Genomic DNA, 18,471 nt, shown 5'->3' on the forward strand with positions numbered 1-18,471 from the left:
TCATCTGTTACGGCAAAGCTGTAATGTCGTATCTGAGCTAAATTGAAATGTCGTGTTTTGGACCTCGGTCTGCTTGCCGGTTCCTCGTGGGACTGCGGAGCCGGCGATGCATGCAACTGCACTGGTGACACTGAACATGCGCGAACTCAACCGTTTAAAGTGATTCAGGCGATTCTGGAGTTGGGGCTCAAGCCCACCAGACCCGTCTCCCAACACATGCCTCCATTCCTCAATGCTTCCCATACGTCGCCAGATACTCCGCCAGCCCCGTCCACTGCGGCGAGGTCAGCAATTGAGGATGATCTCTTGCCACCTGAAGCGCGACATTATGAAAACCCTGCGTCGTATCCGACACGCCCGCTTGCACGACTCCATTGAATGCAGTCGCGGCGGCATGTATCGGCGCGCCCGTTAACGCTGGCGCAGGTTGAGCCACAGGCTGACCATTAAGAGCACTTGCCAGCCGGTCAAGTTGCGCATTGCGAGTAGTGACAGCATCGGAATACTTCTTCTGCGCGTCGAACTTCTCCGCAAGCATCTGAAGCACCGCAGTATGGTCGAGTCTCCCCGAGAAGACGCTCCCCGGCGTGACAAACGGCGACACCAGAAAAGCCGGCACCCGCAGCCCACTAGTCTTGAACGAAAACCCCGCGATATCGACCGCAATGTCCAACGGCGCCACATGATCGAAGAACCCGCCGTGCTCGTCATACGTCACGATCAGCAGCGTCTCTTTCCACCTGGTCGGATTCGAAATCAAGGTCCGGTAAATATCAGCGATGAACGCTTGCCCACCAGCCATCCCCGTTGGGCAGTGATCGTCGTTGGCGGTGTTGTGAGGGCCGTCCGTGTATTCCGGTTCGATGAAAATCACTTTCGGGAGAATGCCGTTGCCCTGCCAGTCATGGGCAAACCTCGAATACCGCCGGAAGTTTCCGCCGGCGTCGTTGAGCGGCAAGGTCAAGGACAGCAGGATCTCCGGAAGCCATTCCTTCATCATGCTGAAGAACGGAAAGAAGCTCCCTGACTGATAGACACACCAAGGTATGCCGCGCTGGCGCAGCCAATCATAGACAAGTGGCTGATCCGGCAGAAAGCTCAGCCCTTGCACGTTATCGTTGATCAGGCTAGTCCCCGCCATCGCCATCAGACGGTTTGCCTGAGTTCCTGAGGGCAACGGAGCAAACCAGTTGTCGCACACGGTGAAGTGTTTCGCGAGAAAGTCGAAAGTGGGTACAGTGCGAGCGTCGTAATAACCCATCACGTCGGCCAGATTCGACGGTGCCGGCTTGCGGGTTGCATAGCTCTGCACGAATCCGCCGAGTTCCGGGCATCCTCCCGGCACACACGGTGTGTCGATCTGCGTGGCGATCGGGCCGCGGTCGTGAGGCGGGTCCGATATGGCAGGTCCATTCGGACTCAACGCATGAATGGGATATTGCTTGCCGTTGTATACGTTGATGAAGTTCGCCTGCCACGCCGGATCCGCGGAAAGACCGTTAACCTGGCTGCCGTTCAAGCTTAGATAACCGAGTGCGTGATCGAAGGAACGGTTTTCCATCATGACGATCACGACGGTGTCAATCTGGTCCAGAGCAGTCATCAAAGCTCCTTGAGCACCCGGCATTCAGCGTAAACCGACTCAGTATCGGAAAAGGTAGACGAAAACCATTGTTTTCGCGTCTCAGGTAATTCCCTGAGGTCATGACACGAAGTGCCTGATGTGATCGACTTCCCTCCCCTCTGGTGTTCCGCAGAGCGATGGGAACGACGCCCGGCCGATATCTCGCGGCGGAGGCGCAAGAGTCGCGCGCTGCGCTTGCGTGGCCTTCAAAAGCGACTTGAGCGAGATGATCGTCGATCGGCTCGCTCAACTTGATGGCACACAGCGCGAACCTTCAGGCTCTTTCAAGGCGTGCAGTTCGAGCCTAGTTTCACCTTGCGCTTGTCCAGTTGCAGACGATTGCCGCTCAGTTTGACCTTGCCGGAAAACGAAGCGCTCTTCCACTGGATCTTGCAGGTCGCTGAATCGATCGCGTAAACCACCTGCTCGCTGCCGGAATACGTGGAGACGAGAAGCTGCTTGCCGTTCGTATAAAGCGGCCGCTCGACGATGCTGACGTCAGGATCCACGGAGCACGATGCCCCGCCCGCACGGCTCAGCGTGACCGGACCGAGCCAGGCCGTCGGACTATCCGTGCCGTCGCTCTGACCCAGATCGATCGACAGATCGCCGACGCTGACCTTGCCCGTGCCGGGATTCACTTCGCTGTAGTGACACGATTGCGCGAGGGCAACCGGACCCGAGATCAACAGACCGGCAACGGTCACGACCGCACGCGTGATAAGACTCTGCTTCATGGTTTGATGGCGTAATACTGAACATTCGCGAGATCCGCATGCGTCCAGGAAAAGTTAATGGCGGTGTTTTTCCGTCCGACGCCGCCATATCGGCCCCAATACGCAAGCGGATAAGGTTTCGATTGACCCGGCATGATAATCACGACATGGCCGTGATGCGTCGCCTTCAATCCGGCAACCACCAGATAGCCGAGTCCGGCATAAGCGACGGCCTTGTCGGCATCCGAACCGAGTTGAGTCCACGGTGCGCGGCCAATGGCGTCGATAATGCTGTTCGCATCACCCGTCAGCGTAATATCGAGATCCGCGGCGACTGCCTTCAGGAAGCCGCTGCAATCGGCTTTCCATTGCGTCCAGTGGTTCTCACACAGGGTTTTGATATTTTGTCCGCCAGCCATTATCGTTATCCGTTTCGCATGTGATGTTGTCGGTTTTTCTCCGGCCGCAAAAAGCCGCGACGTAAGCGTTCGGATTATAACGAGGCTTACAGAAATGTAAATGAATGAATGGCGTGGCGTGCTGCGAATTAAAAAATCATGCATCCATGCTGAATGCAATCGTGTGCCGCCCCATGTCTTTCTCCGCGATAATCGCACATTCCGCCCGGCCCGCCGCCGATCAAATAAACGCCTCGCTTCATTTAACAAATCGACGCAATAAAATCCAACGCCCTGCTCGCTTCAGCCGCATTCGCATTGAGCATCGCCAGCACTGCTGCGTTTGCCAACTGCGGCATCGGCGGAACCAGGAAACGCGTGCCGCCGGTCCTCTCAATCGACCGATATCTCGCTCGCCGTGCGCACCGCCTCTTGTTATAATTCTTTCACCAAATCGAACAAAACATAACGCCCTCCCACACTGCGCGACAGGAGCTCCATGCTGAAACCCGACCGCCTCCGCGCCCTTGCCGATGCGCTGGCCAGGCAAAACGTGATGCGCCTGCGCGACGCCGCCGGCCTGCTGGGCGTTTCGGAAATGACTGTCCGGCGCGACATTGCGGGCAGTCCCGAGCGATTCACGTATCTCGGCGGCTATATCGTCAGCGCGACCGACGTACCGAATAACGCCGGCTATTCACTCGAAGAAGAGAAAGACCACTTCGCGCAGGCCAAAGCCGAGGCGTCGGCGATCGCGGCGGGACTTATCGGCAACAACGAAACGCTGTTCATCGACTGCGGCACGACCCTCACTACGCTGGCCCGGCTGATTCCGGTCGAGCGGCATGTCACGGTGGTGTGCTATTCGCTGAACGTCGCGGAAATTTTGCGGCGCAAACCCAATGTGCGGATGATTCTGCTGGGCGGCGTCTATGTACCTTCGTCAGATTCGTTCGCAGGTGAAGAAAGTCTGGAGATGCTGCGCCGCATGGGCATCAACAAGGCATTCATTTCCGCCGGCGGCGTGGACGCGGCGCGCGGTGTGACGTGCTGGAATTTTCATGAGGTCGCCCTCAAGCAGGCGGCTATGGCGAGCGCAGTCGAGCGGCATCTGGTGGTGGATCAGAGCAAGTTCGGTGTCGTCAAAGCGGTGCGTTTCTCGCAAGTCGACGACTTCGATTCCATCATCACCGAGAAAGGCCAGGAACTCCGCAAGCGCCGGTAAGCGCGTATGCGTGCCTCTGCATTGCGGCGTTAGCAATGCAAAGGCCGCAACTCTTCTAGTTCTTACGCTGCAACGCGAACAGCGTCCCGGCGATCAGAATAAACGCGCCGATAATCACCTTCTGCCAGGTGCTCGGCACGCCCACCAGAATCAGCACGCTATTGATCAGCGTGACCAGCACCACGCCGAGCAACGTGCCGGCTACCGTGCCCGTGCCGCCCGTAATGCGCGCGCCGCCCAGAATCACCGCCGCGATCACATCGAGTTCCGAGCCCACCAGATCGAACGGATTCGCAAGCCGGTTGTTTGACACATGCAGAATGCCCGCGATGCCGGCGAGCATGCCGGTATAGCCGAACACAAACAGATGGATCGCGCGCAGGTTGTAGCCGAGCCGCTCGGCAATCGCGAGGCTGCCGCCCATCGCATAGACGCCGCGTCCCATCATCGTGCGATTCAGGAGCCACCACGTGACCACCGCGGCCGCCACCAGCGCTATCACCGACACCGGCAACACGGCGCGCAAGCCATCAGCCGTGTGATAGAAAAACAGCGGAATGCGGCCGAAATGATCCATGCTGTGCGGAATGTTCATAAAGAACGTCGTGCCGATGAACGTCAGCAACAGCCCGCGATACAGATACTGCGTGCCGATCGTGACGATCAGCGAAGGCGCTTTCAGCCGATGCACCAGCACCCCGTTGACAACGCCAAGCACGATGCCGCCGAGCGCGCCCGTGATCAGGATCAGTGCAAACGGCGCGTCCGGCCACCACGCGAACACGGCCTTGGTGATGCCGTACATCGTCAGCGCGGCAATGGCGGTGAACGACACGTCGATCCCGCCGGACGCCAGCACGACGAGCGTGCCTAACGCGAACAGCGACATCGTGGTCGCCGAATGCAACAGGTCGAACAGCGTCGCCAACTGGAAGAAACGCGGATTGATCGCACCGACAATCAGGCACGTCACCGCGATCAATGCCAGGGTGAACCATTCGGGATTGCGCGCGAGCTTGGCCCGCAAGCTCGGCGGCTTGACCTCGGGGGCGACTTCGACGACGGTCGGGGTGGTCATGGTCTGGTTCAGGCGCGAATCGATGCGCGAGTTCATGAGTAGAGACGTCCTTTATGCGGCTTCCGAAAGCAGCGCGTGATACAGATCGGCTTCGCTCAGCGTGTCGGCCTGGTATTCGCTGGCGACACGCCCTTTCTTCATCATCAGGATGCGGTCGCAGTTCTGCAGCAGTTCCGGCAAGTCGTCGCTGATCAGGATGATGCCGATGCCGCGTTGCGACAGGCGCTGCATGATGCGGTAAATGATGTCCTTCGAGCCGACGTCGACACCGACTGTCGGTCCATGCAGGATCAGCACGCGCGGGTCGATGGCGAGCCAGCGGCCGATCAGCACGCGCTGCTGGTTGCCGCCCGACAGCGATTGCACGGGTTTGTCGACACCCGGCGTGGCGATCTGCAGATCCTTCACCGTCTGTTCCGCGAGCGCCTGCGCGCGAGTGCGGTCGATCTGGCCGAAGCGGTCACGCAGGCTGGAGATCATCGCGGTGATCACGTTGTCGCGGATCGGTTTGTCGAGAAAGAGCCCTTCGTTCAGGCGGTCTTCCGGCACATAGCCGATGCGATGCTCCTTGGCGTCCGAGGGCGTGCGCAGTGAGACGGCCTTGCCGTCGAGCATCACCTGCCCGGATTGCGCCGGCGCGACGCCCGCGAGCGCGCGTGCAAGTTCATTGCGCCCCGAGTCGAGCAGACCGGTAATGCCGAGAATCTCGCCGCCGTGCAGCGCGAACGACACATCACTGAACTGGCCGGCGCGCGTATAACCGCGCACATCGAGCACGACGTTGGGCTCGCAGGCGCCTTCACGATAACGCTCGTTAGACAGATGACGCCCCGTCATCAATTCGCTGATCTGCGCCTTGGTGAATTGCGCGATCGGTCCTTGCGCCATTTTTTGGCCGTCGCGCAGCACGATGACTTCGCCACCGATCGCATAGCACTCGTCGAGCTTGTGGCTCACGAACAGCACGGTGACGCCCTGCGCGCGCAAATTAGCGAGCACGGCGATCAGATTGTCGACTTCCTTCTGCGTGAGCGACGTGGTGGGCTCGTCCATGATGACGAACTTCGCCTCGCTGGCGATCGCGCGGGCAATCGCCACGAGCTGCCGCGTGGCGAGCGGCAATTGCTCGATCAGCGTTGTCTGAAACTCGGCGTTGCCGGGCAGCCCGACCGCTGCGAGCGCGCGCGCCGCCGTGCGGGCCAGCTCGCGCCGGTCGAAGGTGCGGGCCAGCTTGCCCGCGTGCGTGGCCAACTCGGACGTGAGCGCGACGTTTTCCGCCACATTCATATTGGGCAGCAACGAGAGATCCTGATAAACGGTCTCGATACCGGCCGCGAGCGATTCGAGCGCGGAGAGCCGCGCGTGCCGCACGCCTTCGATCACGAGTTCGCCTTCGTCGGGTGGCTGCGCACCGGAAATGATCTTGATGAGCGTGCTCTTGCCGCAACCGTTTTCGCCGAGCAGGTGATAGATCTGGCCGCGCTCGAACGACAGGCTCACGCCGCGTAACGCATGCACGCCGGTGAAGCGCTTGTGCACGCCGACCACCTCCAGGAATGGCTGCGAAACGTCGGACTGTGGTGACTTCGGTGAGGTTGCGTCTTGATTCATTGTGGCGAGTCGCAGGTTGGGGCGTCCCCTTTCGGGGACGCCGTGACACATGAAACAAAAGTCAAAGCCGCCAGAAAGCTCAGAACGGATACTGCTTGTAGTTCGTCTTGTCGACGTTCACCCAGCCCTGCCCACGCACGATGATGCCCTTGCCCGGGCCCTTCGCGACCGTGACCTTCGTGTAGCCAGGAATGCCGAGGTCGGCGCCGTTCTCGACCGTCTTGCCGTCCACCAGCATCTGCGCAACCTTGTTCATCGCGATGCCCGCGAGCTTCGGATCCCAGAACGCGATGCCGTTGATGGCGCCGCTTTCGAGGAACTTGCCGGCTTCAGTCGGCAGGCCCGTGCCGTAGACGCAGATCTTGCCCTGCATGCCGGCCTCTTCCACCGCGCGGCCGATGCCGATCACGTCGAGCGACGACGAGCCCTGGAAGCCCTTCAGGTCCGGATGCTTGCGCAGCACTTCCTTGGCGACTTCATAGGCGCGCTCGCCGTCGTTATTGGTTTCGAGCTTGGGCTCGACCAGGTTCATCTTCGGATACTTGGCCTTGGCGTTGCCGATGCCGCCGTCCGCCCATTGCACCTGCGAGCGGCTGCCGAGCGAACCCACCAGCACGGCCCACTTGCCGTCGTCGTGCATGCACGAGGCGAGACGCTCGTTCAGGCCGGCGCCGTAGGCGGTGTTGTCGAACGCCTCGATGTCGACCATCGTGTTCTTGGCATTGTCGGCTTCATGCGTGACCACCTTGATGCCGCGATCCATCGCCTTCTTCAGCGCCGGTTCGAGCGTCGGCGGATCGTAGGGCACCACGGCAATGGCGGTGACCTTCTTGGCGATCAGATCTTCGATGATCTTCAGTTGCTGCGCCGCATCCGCGCGGCCGGGCCCGGTCTGATACGCGTTTATGTTGGGGTTGTCCTTGGCGAACTGCTTGACGCCGTCGTCCATCCGGTTGAACCAGTTGATGCCGGTCACCTTGACGACCGTGACGATCGTTTCGTTCGTGGCAGCCTGCGCGGCAGCGATCACACCTACCGTCAGCGCGGCCGCTGCGAGCGCGGCACCCAGTCGAGTCAATTTCATGCAAAGTCTCCTTTATCGTTCGATGTCGCCCACTTGATCGTCGCGGACAGCCAGGGCTCGTTGTCCGCCGCGTACTGAAACCTTGTCGCGCGCCACTAACGCTTAGGCGCTGCACTTGAAGCGCCGGCATTGCTTGCGCCGCCGAAACCAAAGATGGCGCGCACCCGTTCGCCGCCCGCAAACGCCAGCGACAGCAGCAACAGAAACCCCCACGCGCAATCGCCGAAGAACTGCGACACGCCCATCAGGTTGAACAGGCTGGAAAGAAACTGCAGCACCGTCGCGGCGAAGAACACGCAGATGATGCGGCCATGCCCGCCCGCGGGATTCACGCCGCCCATCACCGCGATCAGGATCGCGATCAGCAGATAGGAATTGCCGTAGTCCCATTTCGCGCTCGACGTATGCGTCGCGCTGATCAGCCCGGCCAGCGACGCGAGCACGCCGCACATCGCATACGTCGTGATCAGCATGCGCGCGCGCGGAATGCCGGCGTAGAACGCCGCCTTGGGATTGGTGCCCATCAGATAGAGACGCAGGCCGAATGGACTGCGCTTGAGCAGCCACCCCAGCACGATCACCGCGGCGATAAAAATGCAGAACGCGATCGGCACCTGAAACACCGTGCCGTTGCCGATATTCGACAACGGGTCCACGTAGTCGACATGCACGGAGGCGCCGTTGCTGAGCACCACCGCGAAGCCGGTGAACAGCAGCTGCGTGCCGAGCGTGCAGAGAATCGGCGTGAGTCTGAGGCGCGCGATCACCACGCCGTTCAGCAGTCCGCCAAGCAAACCCATCACCACCACGATCACGCAGAACAGCGACGTGTAGAGCGCGGGCGAATCGTCGCCGTTGACGAAGCGCGGCACGATCAACGCGGCAACCATGCCCGACAGGTTGGCGAGCCCGACGCCGGACAGGTCGATGCCGCCGTTGCCCGACACCATCGAGAGCATGATGCCGAGCGCGAGCAGGCCGAGCTCGGGCAACTGGCCGCCCATCGACTGCAGATTGTCGATATCGACGAATTGGCCGCGCGAGAGCCACGTCGCGACCAGCACGACGAGCACGTTGACGATCAGCAGGAAATTCAGTTGCCGGTCGCCGAACAGTTTTCCAGCGGTGAACGAAGACTTCATGGTGACGACACGCTCCTTCAGGCTTCGCAGACGGTCAGGATGACTGGGACACGCCGGCCGGTTGGCTCAGCACTTGATTCACTTCGTCGAGTGTCGGCATGGAAGGCGCCGTGCCCGGACGCGTCACGGAAATGCCCGCGAGCGCGCAACCGAAACGCAATGCCGTAATGGCGTCGTCGCCGCGTGCTAGCGCTGCCGCGAAGCCGCCCGTGAAGCCGTCACCGGCGCCGGCGGTTTCCACCACGCGGCCGCAGTGGTAGGCGGGCACGAGGATCGATTGCTCCGCCGAATGCAGCAGCGCGCCGCCCTCGCCCAGCGTGACGATGACCGTGCCGACGCCTTTGGCGAGCAGCACGTCAGCGGCGCGGCGGGCGTCGTCGGCATTCGCGATCGGCACGCCGGTGAGCGCGGCCGCTTCGGTTTCGTTCGGGGTGATGTAGTCGCACAGCGGGAAGATGGCGTCGTCGAGCGGCATGGCGGGCGCCGGATTGAACACGGTGATGACGCCGTGCTTGCGCGCTACTTCGAGCCCGCGGCGTGCAGCTTCGAGCGGCTGTTCGAGTTGCGTGACGAACACGCGGGCGGCGGCGATATCGGCTTCGATTGCGTCGACGTCGGCGGCCTCCATCGTGCCCGCCGCGCCGGATGCGACGATGATCGCGTTCATGCCGGTGTTGTCGTCCACGAAAATGTGCGCCGCGCCGGTCGAGACGCCGTCGATCACCGACGCGCGCGCCGTGATGCCTTCAGCGGCCCACGTGGCGCGTGCGATAGAGCCGAACGCGTCGTTGCCGATGCGCGTGCAGAACACCACTTCCGCGCCGACACGCGCGGCCGCGACCGCCTGATTCGAGCCCTTGCCGCCCGGCCCCATCGCGAACGCCGTGCCCGCGATGGTCTCGCCGATCTGCGGCATGCGTCCGGCGCGAAACGTCAGATCGGTGACGTAGATGCCGAGAATGACGACGCGACCGTTTGGTTGCGTAGACGTGTTCATGCGCGTTCCCCTTGTTGCTGAACAGCCGGGTTAAAGGGAACGTCCTTCGATGCCTGAAATGCGCGCGGCACTTCGGCATGCAACAGCGGATCCAGATTCTTCAGCACGTTGTCTCCTCCATTTTCTGGTTGGCGTGCGTGTATTCAATACGTTCGGTACGGCCGGCTTGGCGGTCAATCTCCGTACGGTATCCAGATGTTCTTGACCTGCACGGCCTGACGCAGGAACGGTCGGCCTTCGCTCGAACGGCTGTACCAGTCGAACTGGCGGCCGTGATCGACGAACGTCCGTTTCAGATTGCCGACCGATTCACGCTCGACCAGCGTCGAATCCGCCGCGCTGCCGAAGCACCAGACCGCATCCACGTCGTCGTGTTTGACGAGCGCGGGCAGCAATGCGCCGCGTTCGCCCGTGACGATGTTCAGCACGCCGCCGGGCACGTCGGACGTCTCGGCCACCTGATAGAAGTCGGTGACCGTGAGCGGCGACGCCTCGCTCGGCAACACCACCACGCGATTGCCCATCGCCAGCGCGGGCGCCGCCAGCGAAACGAAGCCGAGCAGCGGCGCTTCGTCCGGGCAGGCGATGCCGATCACGCCGAGCGGCTCATGCATGGCCAGCGCGACACCACGCAACGGCGGCGTATGCACCGCGCCGTCGAACTTGTCGGCCCAAGCCGCGTAAGTGAAAAGACGCTGCACCGAGGCGTCCACTTCGGCACGCGCCGCGGCTTCCGTCGCCCCGTTTCGCACCACGAGCTGGCGCACGAATTCGTCCGCGCGCACGGCCAGGTTTTCCGCCAGATAGAACAGCACTTGCGCGCGGTTATGCGTGCTCGCCTGCGACCACTTCTGCGCCGCGCGCGCCGCTTCGACCGCGTTACGGATGTCCTTGCGATTGCCCGCGGCCACTTCGCCAACGGGCGTGCCGTCCGGCGCATGCACCGGCAGCGAATAGCCGCTGTCAGGACGCGCCTGCTTGCCGCCGATAAAGAGTTTCGCGGTGCGATCGATCGACGTCACGTTCGACAACGGACCGAGCGTGGCCGCGCTCTCCACGAGACGCGTCTTGCGACGCTCCGCAAGATTGAGCCAGGCTCGCGGTTTCAGATATTCGTAGATGCCCTCACGCCCGCCTTCACGGCCATAACCCGATTCGCGATAGCCGCCAAAGCCGACCGCCGCGTCGAACAGATTCGTCGCGTTGATCCAGACGACGCCGCTTGCGAGCCGCGGCGCGACATCGAGCGCGCGGCCGATGGTTTCGCTCCACACGCTCGCGGCGAGTCCGTAACGCGAGTTGTTGGCGAGCGCGATCGCTTCATCGGGCGTGCGAAAGCTCATGGTCACCAGCACAGGGCCGAAGATTTCTTCCTGTGCCAGTGTGGAAGCCGGCGCCACGCCAGTGACGAGCGTCGGCGGATAAAAACAGCCGTTAGCAGGCATCGTCGTGTCAGGCGACTGCCACACCGAGCAGCCTTCACGGCGGCCGGTTTCCACCAGCGACTGGATGCGCTCGAGTTGCACCGGATCGACGATCGCGCCGAGGTCGATGCTCTTGTCGAGCGACGTGCCCACGCGCAGCGTCTCCATGCGCCGTTTCAGTTTGGCGATGAAGCGCGCCTCGATGCCTTCCTGCACGAGCAGCCGCGAGCCCGCGCAACAGACCTGCCCCTGGTTGAACCAGATCGCGTCGACGACGCCTTCGACGGCGCCATCCAGATCCGCATCGTCGAAAACGATGAAGGGCGACTTGCCGCCCAGTTCGAGCGTCAGCGATTTGCCCGAGCCGGCCGTGGCCGAACGGATCAGCCGGCCCACTTCGGTCGAACCGGTAAAGGCGATCTTGTTGACCTGCGGATGCTCGACCAACGCCGCGCCCGTGCGTCCGTCGCCCGTGACGACGTTCAGCACGCCGGCGGGCAAGCCCGCGCGATGCGCGAGTTCGGCGAACAGCAACGCGGTGAGCGGCGTGTATTCAGCAGGCTTCAACACGACGCAGTTGCCCGTGGCGATGGCCGGCGCGATCTTCCACGCGAGCATCAGCAGCGGGAAATTCCACGGCACGATCTGACCGACCACGCCGAGCGGCGCGTAATCGGCGAACTCGCTCTCCTGCAACTGCGCCCACCCCGCGTGATGCAGGAAATGGCGCGCGACGAGCGGCACGTCGATATCGCGCGTTTCGCGGATCGGCTTGCCGTTGTCGAGCGCTTCGAGCACGGCGAAGAGCCGGCTATGACGCTGCACCATGCGGGCGAGCGCATACAGATGCCGCGCTCGTCCCGCGCCACCTAGCGCGAGCCAGCCCGGCTGCGCGGCGCGCGCGGCGGCCACCGCTGCGTCGATGTCGGCCGCGTCGCCCTGGGCGATCTCCGCGAGTTGCTCGCCCGTCGCGGGCGCGTGCGAGGCGAAGCGCTCACCGGCCGCTGGCGCATGCCACACATCGCCGATGAAATGCCCGAAACTGCCCTCATGCTGCGCCAGCCAGGCGCGCGCGGGTTGATCGTCCTCGGGTGCGGGACCGTACTCCATCGATGAAAAATACTCGGCTACGCTCATGGGATCGGTCTTCTGTTCAGGCTACGGGGTGACGGTTGAAAGCGGAGTAACGGCCGCTCACGTAATGTTCGAGCTGGCGTTCGATATCGGCCAGCAGGCTCGATGCGCCAATGCGGAAGAGCTCCGGTTCGAGCCACGCACGGCCGAGTTCTTCCTTCATCAGGATCTGATACGACAGCACCGACTTCGCAGTCGATACGCCGCCCGCCGGTTTGAAGCCGATCAGCACGCCGGTGCGCTCCTGGTATTCGCGGATCATGCGCACCATCACGAGCGACACGTCGAGCGTCGCGTTGACGCCTTCCTTGCCGGTGGATGTCTTGATGAAGTCGGCGCCGGCCATCATGCAGACCATCGAGGCGCGCGCCACGTTCGACAGCGTGCGGATGTCGCCGGTGGCGAGAATGGTCTTCAGATGCGCCGCGCCGCAAGCCGCGCGGAAGTCGCGCACTTCGTCGTAGAGCGCCTGCCAGTTGCCGGTCAGCACATATTCACGCGTGACGACGATGTCGATTTCCTGCGCGCCGTCCGCGACCGACGCCTCGATCTCTTTCAGCTTCAACGGATGCGGGATCAGGCCGGCGGGAAAACCCGTCGATACCGCCGCGACCGGAATGCCGCTGCCGTGCAGCGCGTCGACCGCCGCCGCGACGAACCGGTGATACACGCACACCGCGCCCGTCGTGATGCCTTGCGGCGCGATGCCGAGCGCTTCGAGCAGATCGGCGCGCACCGGTTGGCGCGCTTTTGCGCAGAGCCGGCGCACGCGGCCTTCGGTGTCGTCGCCGTTGAGCGTGGTGAGGTCGATGCAGGTGACGGCTTTGAGCAGCCAGGCCGCCTGCGCATCTTTCTTCACGCTGCGGCGCGTGCCGAGCGTGGCGGTGCGCCGTTCCACCGCCGACTGATTGACGCGCAGGCCGTCGAGCCAGGACGCGTCGAACGGCATACCCGGATTGCGCTCGGGATGGACGATCGGTGTGCCGCGCAGCGCGACGACCGAGGAAGACTGCAATGGGGCTTCTGGCATAAGACATCCGAAAATATGATGCGACGCACAACAGCCGCCGACAATTTGTTCGCACTTATGCTACAACGATTGATAGAATCATAACAAGCTTTGCGAGCAATCGTTACACGAACAACCGCTGAAGCCCGGCGAAGGCCCGTGAATGTTATTGACGCACCATATTCATGATGCGAAGATCACAACACGGTTTCGACCGGATAGCGTTATACAAAGAAAAGAATTTCGTCGCGTGGACGAAGGAGACATGCCAGATGAGTGAGCCGGTTGCGGTCGCGGCCGCGTCATCGCCTCAGGTTCCATTGATCCGTGTTGCGGGCGTCACCAAACGATTTGGCGGCGTGCAAGCGCTGCGCGGCGTCGACCTCGAAGTGTTGCCCGGCGAAGTCCACGCCCTGCTGGGCGAAAACGGCGCGGGCAAATCCACGCTGATCAAGATCCTCAGCGGCGTGCACGCCTACGACGACGGCGTCATCGAAATCGCCGGTCAGGCAGTGGCGTTCGGCTCGCCGGCGCAATCGCGTGATGCGGGTGTCGCCGTGGTCTACCAGGATCTGAGTCTCGTCGAATCGCTGTCGGTCGGCGCCAATCTCATGTTGGGCCGCGAGCCGCGCACGCGTCTGGGCTTCGTGAAGAACCGCCAGCTCATGGCCACGGTCGGCGAGTTTTTGCGCTCGCATGGCATCCCGCTTGATCCGAAAGTGCCGGTCGGTTCGCTGCCCTTCGCCTACCGGCAAATGACCGAGATCTGCAAGGCCCTGATGGGCGAAGTGCGCGTGCTGATTCTCGACGAACCCACTTCCGCGCTGACCGGCGGCGAAGAGCAGATTCTGTTCGACGCGATCCGCGCGGTCACGGCCCGCGGCGTCGGCGTGATCTATGTGACGCATCGGTTGAATGAGGTGTTCCGGATTTCGCAGCGCGTCACCGTGTTTCGTGACGGCGCGAATGCCGGCACGTTCACGACGGCGCAAACGGATATGAAGCAACTGGTGGCGGCCATCGTCGGTCCCGCTCATGCCGCGTTGCAGGCACGGCAGAAAACAGCGGTGGGCGATGGAGCGGTTGCCGCAACCGCGAGCACTGCGGCGACCTCCGAAGAAGCGTCCAATGCCGGCGCTGCGCCCGTGCTCAAGTTATCGAACGTCAGCAACGACCGCCTGCATCACATCGACCTGGTGCTTCGCCGCGGCGAAGTCCACGGACTCGCGGGATTGATCGGCAGCGGCCGCACCGAGATTCTGCAAACCATCTTCGGCCTGCGCTCCGTCGACGCCGGCGCCATCGAGATCGACGGTCGAACGCGTGCCCGCATCACGCCCGCCGAGGCCATTCAACTCGGCGTGGCGTTGGTACCCGAAGACCGTCATCTCGAAGGGCTCGTGCTCGACCATTCGATCGAACGCAACCTGACGCTGCCGCGCTTGCCGCATTTTTCCCGCTGGGGATGGCTGCGCAGCCAGGCCGCCGTTCAGCAGGCGAAGCGCTCCATGAAAGAGCTGGCCGTCAAGGCGCCCAACTCCTCCACCGCGGTCAAGTTTTTATCCGGCGGCAATCAGCAGAAAGTGGTCTTCGCGAAGTGGAATCATCCGCGTCCCAAGTTGCTCATGCTCGACGAGCCGACCGTCGGCGTGGATGTCGGCGCGCGCGAGGAAATCTACGGCGTGGTGAGCGACGCCGCGCAGGCGGGCACCGGCGTGCTCATCGTGTCGTCGGACCTCGACGAACTCCTGCGCCTGTGCGACCGGATTTCGATTGTCGCGGACGGCTGCATTGTCAACATCGTCGAGCGCGCCGAACTCGCCAACGCCGAAGCGCTGCATCACCTGATCCAACTTTCCCGTTCTTCCCTCGAGGCGCCCGCAACATGAATGAATCTGTCTCGCCGCTGACGGCCGAACGGCAGGCATCGCCGCCGCAGAAAAGCCGTATGCGGCGCATCGCGCAAGCCCTGCTGCAAGGCGACCGGCCCTATGCGCTGTATGCCGCGTTCGCGATTCTGCTGGTGGTGTTCAGCTTCGCGTCGCCGTGGTTCTTATCCATCGACAACTTCCTGAATATCGGCCGGCAAACCGCGCTGGTCTCGATCATCGCGATCGGCATGACCTTCGTGATCATTGCGCGGCAGATCGATCTGTCGGTCGGCTCGACGCTGGCGCTCTCGGGCATGTCCGCGGCGCTCGCCATGGCGTATGTGGGCAACAACTGGGTCATCGGCGCGATTGCCGGCATCGGCACCGGCGCGATCGTCGGCGCGATCAATGGGATCGTGACCACGCGGGTCAACATTCCTTCGTTTCTCGTCACGCTCGGCACCCTGAGCGCCGCGCGCGGACTTGCGCTGATGGTCACGACCACCAAGCCCGTGATCATCGACAACGACTCGTTCATCTCGATCTTCGGCGAGGGCGATATTTTCGGCGTGCCGGTGCCGATCATCTGGACGCTGCTCGCCGTGATCGCCGGCATTCTGCTGCTGCACTACAGCGTGTTCGGCCGGCAGATCTACGCGGCGGGCGGCAATCCGACGGCGGCGCTCTATTCGGGCATCAACACGCGGCGCGTGACCACCCTCGCCTTCATTCTCACCGGCATGCTGGCCGGACTCGCCGCGCTCGTGCTCTCGGCGCGCTCGCACGCGGCGCGGCCCGATGTCGCGCAAGGCATGGAGCTGGATGTGATCGCCTCCGTCACGCTCGGCGGCTGCAGTCTATTCGGCGGCCGCGGCTTCGTGCTGGGGACGCTGCTCGGCAGTCTGATCATCGGCACGCTCAATAACGGGCTGGTGCTGCTCGGTGTGAGTTCGTCGCTGCAACTGGTGATCAAAGGCGTGATCATCGTCGCGGCGGTTGCCTTCACCAGAAAGTAGGCAAGAAACAGAGTAGTTCGGACGTGAAGACGTGAAGCACAGACATGCAGACCAACGGAGGAGAAACATGAAACAACGTCGTGGCTCAAGAATAGCGTTAGCCAGTGTCGTGGCGGCGGCCGCCGCCGCTTGTCTGGCTTCCTCGGGCGCCTACGCGCAATGCGTAACCAGCCTGCCTGCGGGATCGATCGGACCGAAGACGATTGTCGGGCAAGGACCGAACGGCGAAAAAGCCGCCTCGGTGGATGCCGTGAAGCTGACCGACGCCGACATCGCCAAGATCAAAGCCGGCAAGTTCAAGGTCGGCATTTCGATGCAGACCATGAATCTCGACTGGTCGCAACTGCAGGTGGCGGGCATCACCGATACGCTGAAGAAGTACGGCGTGGAAGTGATCGGCACGGCGTCGGCCGAATATCAGGTGGACAAGCAGATCGCCGATATCGAGAACACGATCCAGCGCCACCCGAACGGCATCATCTCGATTCCGGTCGACGGCACGGCGACGGCCGCCACCTACAAGAAAGTGTCCGCGGCCGGCATCAAGCTCGTGTTCATGGACAACGTGCCGACCGGCCTGAAGCATCCGGAGGAATACTCGGCGATGATCTCGGCGGACAGCGAAGGCAACGGCCAGATCGCGGCCAAAGTGCTTGCCTCGTGCGTGCCGCAAGGCGCAACGGTCGGGCTCGTGAATTTCGGCGTGGATTACTTCAGCACGACGGAGCGGACCAAGGCCGTCAACGACTGGCTGAAGAAAAACCGTCCGGACATCAAGATCAAGCAGGTCGCTTTCACGGACCCGTCCAAAGTCGGGCAGATCGCGGGCGACTTCCTCACCGGCAATCCTGACGTCAAGGGTCTATTCGCCGTCTGGGATCAGCCGGCGCTGGACACGCTCACGTCGATGCGCGCGCAAGGCGTGAATATCCCCATGACGACGGTCGATCTGGGACTTCAATCCGCGATCGAAATCGCCAAGGGCGGACCGTTGAAGGCCACCGGCTCGCAGCGTCCGTACGATCAAGGCGTCGCCGAGGCGATGGCGATGATGAAGGCGCTGATCGGCCAGACGCCGCCGGCATGGATCGGCGTGCAATCGTTGCCGGTGATTCAGTCGAACGTGCTCGAGTCTTATAAGACCGTGTTCAAGAAAGATCCGCCGCCGCAACTGGCCGAGGCGTGCAAGAAGGCCGCGCCGGCTTGCGGTTGACGCGGGCGAGCCGCACTTCGTCATCGCGCTGTTCTCCTTCAGCTTCCGAACGCCGGCGCGACCAGCCGGCGTCGGGCGCGAATCCTGCTACTCGATAGACCTACTACGTCGACTCGAACTAGGAGAAAAGATGACCCTGCTCATATATCTGGTTGGCTGGATCATTCTGATCGGCGGCGTGTCCTGGGGATTGATGGCCATGCACGTCGCGCAACATACGATTGCCATCGTGGCGGTCATTCTGCTCGGCGTCGCGGTCATTACTGGCGCAACGCGGGCGCGCAACCGCGACCGTTCGTAGCGTCAGCAACCGGTCGCCGGCGGGGAACCGGACCGTCCCACCTCAATTCGAAGCCGGTTCCCCTTGCGTTGCCGGCATCTGCGCCGTGCGCGCCGCAGCGGCGTCATCCGTGCCGTGCCGAATCGCATAGATCTCCCGATTTCGCGCCACTTCGGTGGCCGACGGCGGATAGTCGTTTTTGCTTGTCGGCACCAAACCTTCAGCCTGTGCCTGCTGCAACTGCGCCATCACATCGGCGCGCGTCGGCCCAGATGGACTCGTTTGCGCAAAGGCATTCGCGCCGAACACCAGGCTAAGTGCGGTGACGGCAACGGCGGTAAGCAATTTCATGATGTCTCTCCGGGTTAGGGGCAAGCAATGCGTGGCCTGAACCACGCTTGCCATTCTTGTCATTTCCCCTGTCGAAGCACTGACCTCCCGATTACCGTTTTGTTATCTACGCGCGCCTGAAGACACGCGACGCCACGTCCCGGCGCATTCGCATCAGCGCCCACATAACAGAACGGTAATCTAGCCGACGGCAGCCCGTCAGCGCCGCCACGCCACACTCCTGACTCACGAAGCCCGCGTCACGCGCCCCCCGCAGCACTGCATCGACGCGTGCCTCCATCGGCCTTTTTTCAGGAAT

The 18,471-nt window shown here is 62.5% G+C and carries 17 protein-coding genes; 5 read left to right on the plus strand and 12 right to left on the minus strand.

The window, feature by feature from the left end; translation table 11 throughout:
- Window positions 1-229: 229 nt before the first annotated feature.
- The 3 genes from P0D96_RS45260 to P0D96_RS45270 all read right to left on the minus strand — a co-directional run bounded on the left by P0D96_RS45260 (window position 230) and on the right by P0D96_RS45270 (window position 2,759).
- Complete coding sequence (locus P0D96_RS45260) at window positions 230-1,603, minus strand: alkaline phosphatase family protein (RefSeq protein WP_408320635.1); 1,374 nt, start codon at window positions 1,601-1,603, stop codon at window positions 230-232.
- A gap of 305 nt (window positions 1,604-1,908) precedes the next feature.
- Window positions 1,909-2,361, minus strand: a complete 453-nt coding sequence (locus tag P0D96_RS45265) for a hypothetical protein (RefSeq protein WP_408285858.1) — start codon at window positions 2,359-2,361, stop codon at window positions 1,909-1,911.
- On the minus strand, window positions 2,358-2,759 hold the full coding sequence (locus tag P0D96_RS45270; RefSeq protein WP_408285857.1) for a hypothetical protein: 402 nt from the start codon (window positions 2,757-2,759) through the stop codon (window positions 2,358-2,360). Before P0D96_RS45270 ends, P0D96_RS45265 begins: the two co-directional genes overlap by 4 nt.
- 478 nt (window positions 2,760-3,237) lie before the next feature.
- Between P0D96_RS45270 and P0D96_RS45275 the strand changes: the two genes are divergently transcribed.
- On the plus strand, window positions 3,238-3,963 hold the full coding sequence (locus P0D96_RS45275; RefSeq protein ID WP_132377199.1) for a DeoR/GlpR family DNA-binding transcription regulator: 726 nt from the start codon (window positions 3,238-3,240) through the stop codon (window positions 3,961-3,963).
- 55 nt (window positions 3,964-4,018) lie between these two features.
- Here P0D96_RS45275 and P0D96_RS45280 read toward each other — a convergent pair whose 3' ends face one another.
- From P0D96_RS45280 to deoC, 7 genes are all read right to left on the minus strand, one after another.
- Complete coding sequence (locus tag P0D96_RS45280; protein ID WP_408285856.1) at window positions 4,019-5,077, minus strand: ABC transporter permease; 1,059 nt, start codon at window positions 5,075-5,077, stop codon at window positions 4,019-4,021.
- A 15-nt stretch (window positions 5,078-5,092) separates the two neighbouring features.
- Complete coding sequence (locus P0D96_RS45285) at window positions 5,093-6,652, minus strand: sugar ABC transporter ATP-binding protein (RefSeq protein WP_408181401.1); 1,560 nt, start codon at window positions 6,650-6,652, stop codon at window positions 5,093-5,095.
- A gap of 79 nt (window positions 6,653-6,731) precedes the next feature.
- On the minus strand, window positions 6,732-7,736 hold the full coding sequence (locus P0D96_RS45290) for an autoinducer 2 ABC transporter substrate-binding protein (protein ID WP_132377202.1): 1,005 nt from the start codon (window positions 7,734-7,736) through the stop codon (window positions 6,732-6,734).
- Between the two features lie 95 nt (window positions 7,737-7,831).
- Complete coding sequence (locus tag P0D96_RS45295; protein WP_132377203.1) at window positions 7,832-8,878, minus strand: ABC transporter permease; 1,047 nt, start codon at window positions 8,876-8,878, stop codon at window positions 7,832-7,834.
- 34 nt (window positions 8,879-8,912) lie between these two features.
- Window positions 8,913-9,875, minus strand: coding sequence for a ribokinase (rbsK, locus tag P0D96_RS45300; RefSeq protein ID WP_408181402.1), 963 nt, complete (start codon window positions 9,873-9,875; stop codon window positions 8,913-8,915).
- Window positions 9,876-10,048: 173 nt separating this feature from the next.
- Window positions 10,049-12,436, minus strand: coding sequence for an aldehyde dehydrogenase family protein (locus P0D96_RS45305; protein WP_408320638.1), 2,388 nt, complete (start codon window positions 12,434-12,436; stop codon window positions 10,049-10,051).
- Between the two features lie 16 nt (window positions 12,437-12,452).
- Entirely contained in the window at window positions 12,453-13,463 is a 1,011-nt protein-coding gene (gene deoC, locus P0D96_RS45310) for a deoxyribose-phosphate aldolase (protein WP_408181406.1), read from the minus strand.
- 251 nt (window positions 13,464-13,714) lie between these two features.
- On the opposite strand from deoC, the gene P0D96_RS45315 reads away from it, so the two are divergent.
- The 4 genes from P0D96_RS45315 (at window position 13,715) to P0D96_RS45330 (ending at window position 17,843) form a co-directional block, all read left to right on the plus strand.
- Window positions 13,715-15,331 carry a sugar ABC transporter ATP-binding protein gene (locus tag P0D96_RS45315; protein WP_408320640.1) on the plus strand — a complete coding sequence of 539 codons (1,617 nt, stop codon included), beginning with the start codon at window positions 13,715-13,717 and terminating at the stop codon, window positions 15,329-15,331.
- Window positions 15,328-16,329 carry an ABC transporter permease gene (locus P0D96_RS45320; protein WP_408320642.1) on the plus strand — a complete coding sequence of 334 codons (1,002 nt, stop codon included), beginning with the start codon at window positions 15,328-15,330 and terminating at the stop codon, window positions 16,327-16,329. Before P0D96_RS45315 ends, P0D96_RS45320 begins: the two co-directional genes overlap by 4 nt.
- A 67-nt stretch (window positions 16,330-16,396) precedes the next feature.
- Complete coding sequence (locus P0D96_RS45325) at window positions 16,397-17,542, plus strand: substrate-binding domain-containing protein (protein WP_132377208.1); 1,146 nt, start codon at window positions 16,397-16,399, stop codon at window positions 17,540-17,542.
- A gap of 130 nt (window positions 17,543-17,672) precedes the next feature.
- Complete coding sequence (locus P0D96_RS45330) at window positions 17,673-17,843, plus strand: hypothetical protein (RefSeq protein WP_165923918.1); 171 nt, start codon at window positions 17,673-17,675, stop codon at window positions 17,841-17,843.
- Between the two features lie 42 nt (window positions 17,844-17,885).
- On the opposite strand, the gene P0D96_RS45335 is transcribed toward P0D96_RS45330, so the two are convergent.
- Entirely contained in the window at window positions 17,886-18,173 is a 288-nt protein-coding gene (locus P0D96_RS45335; protein WP_408181411.1) for a DUF4148 domain-containing protein, read from the minus strand.
- 106 nt (window positions 18,174-18,279) lie between these two features.
- A partial coding sequence (locus tag P0D96_RS45340; RefSeq protein ID WP_408320645.1) for a hypothetical protein occupies window positions 18,280-18,471 on the minus strand: 192 nt, incomplete at its 5' end.

The organism is Paraburkholderia sp. RL17-347-BIC-D, from assembly GCF_046027915.1.
GTDB lineage: Bacteria > Pseudomonadota > Gammaproteobacteria > Burkholderiales > Burkholderiaceae > Paraburkholderia.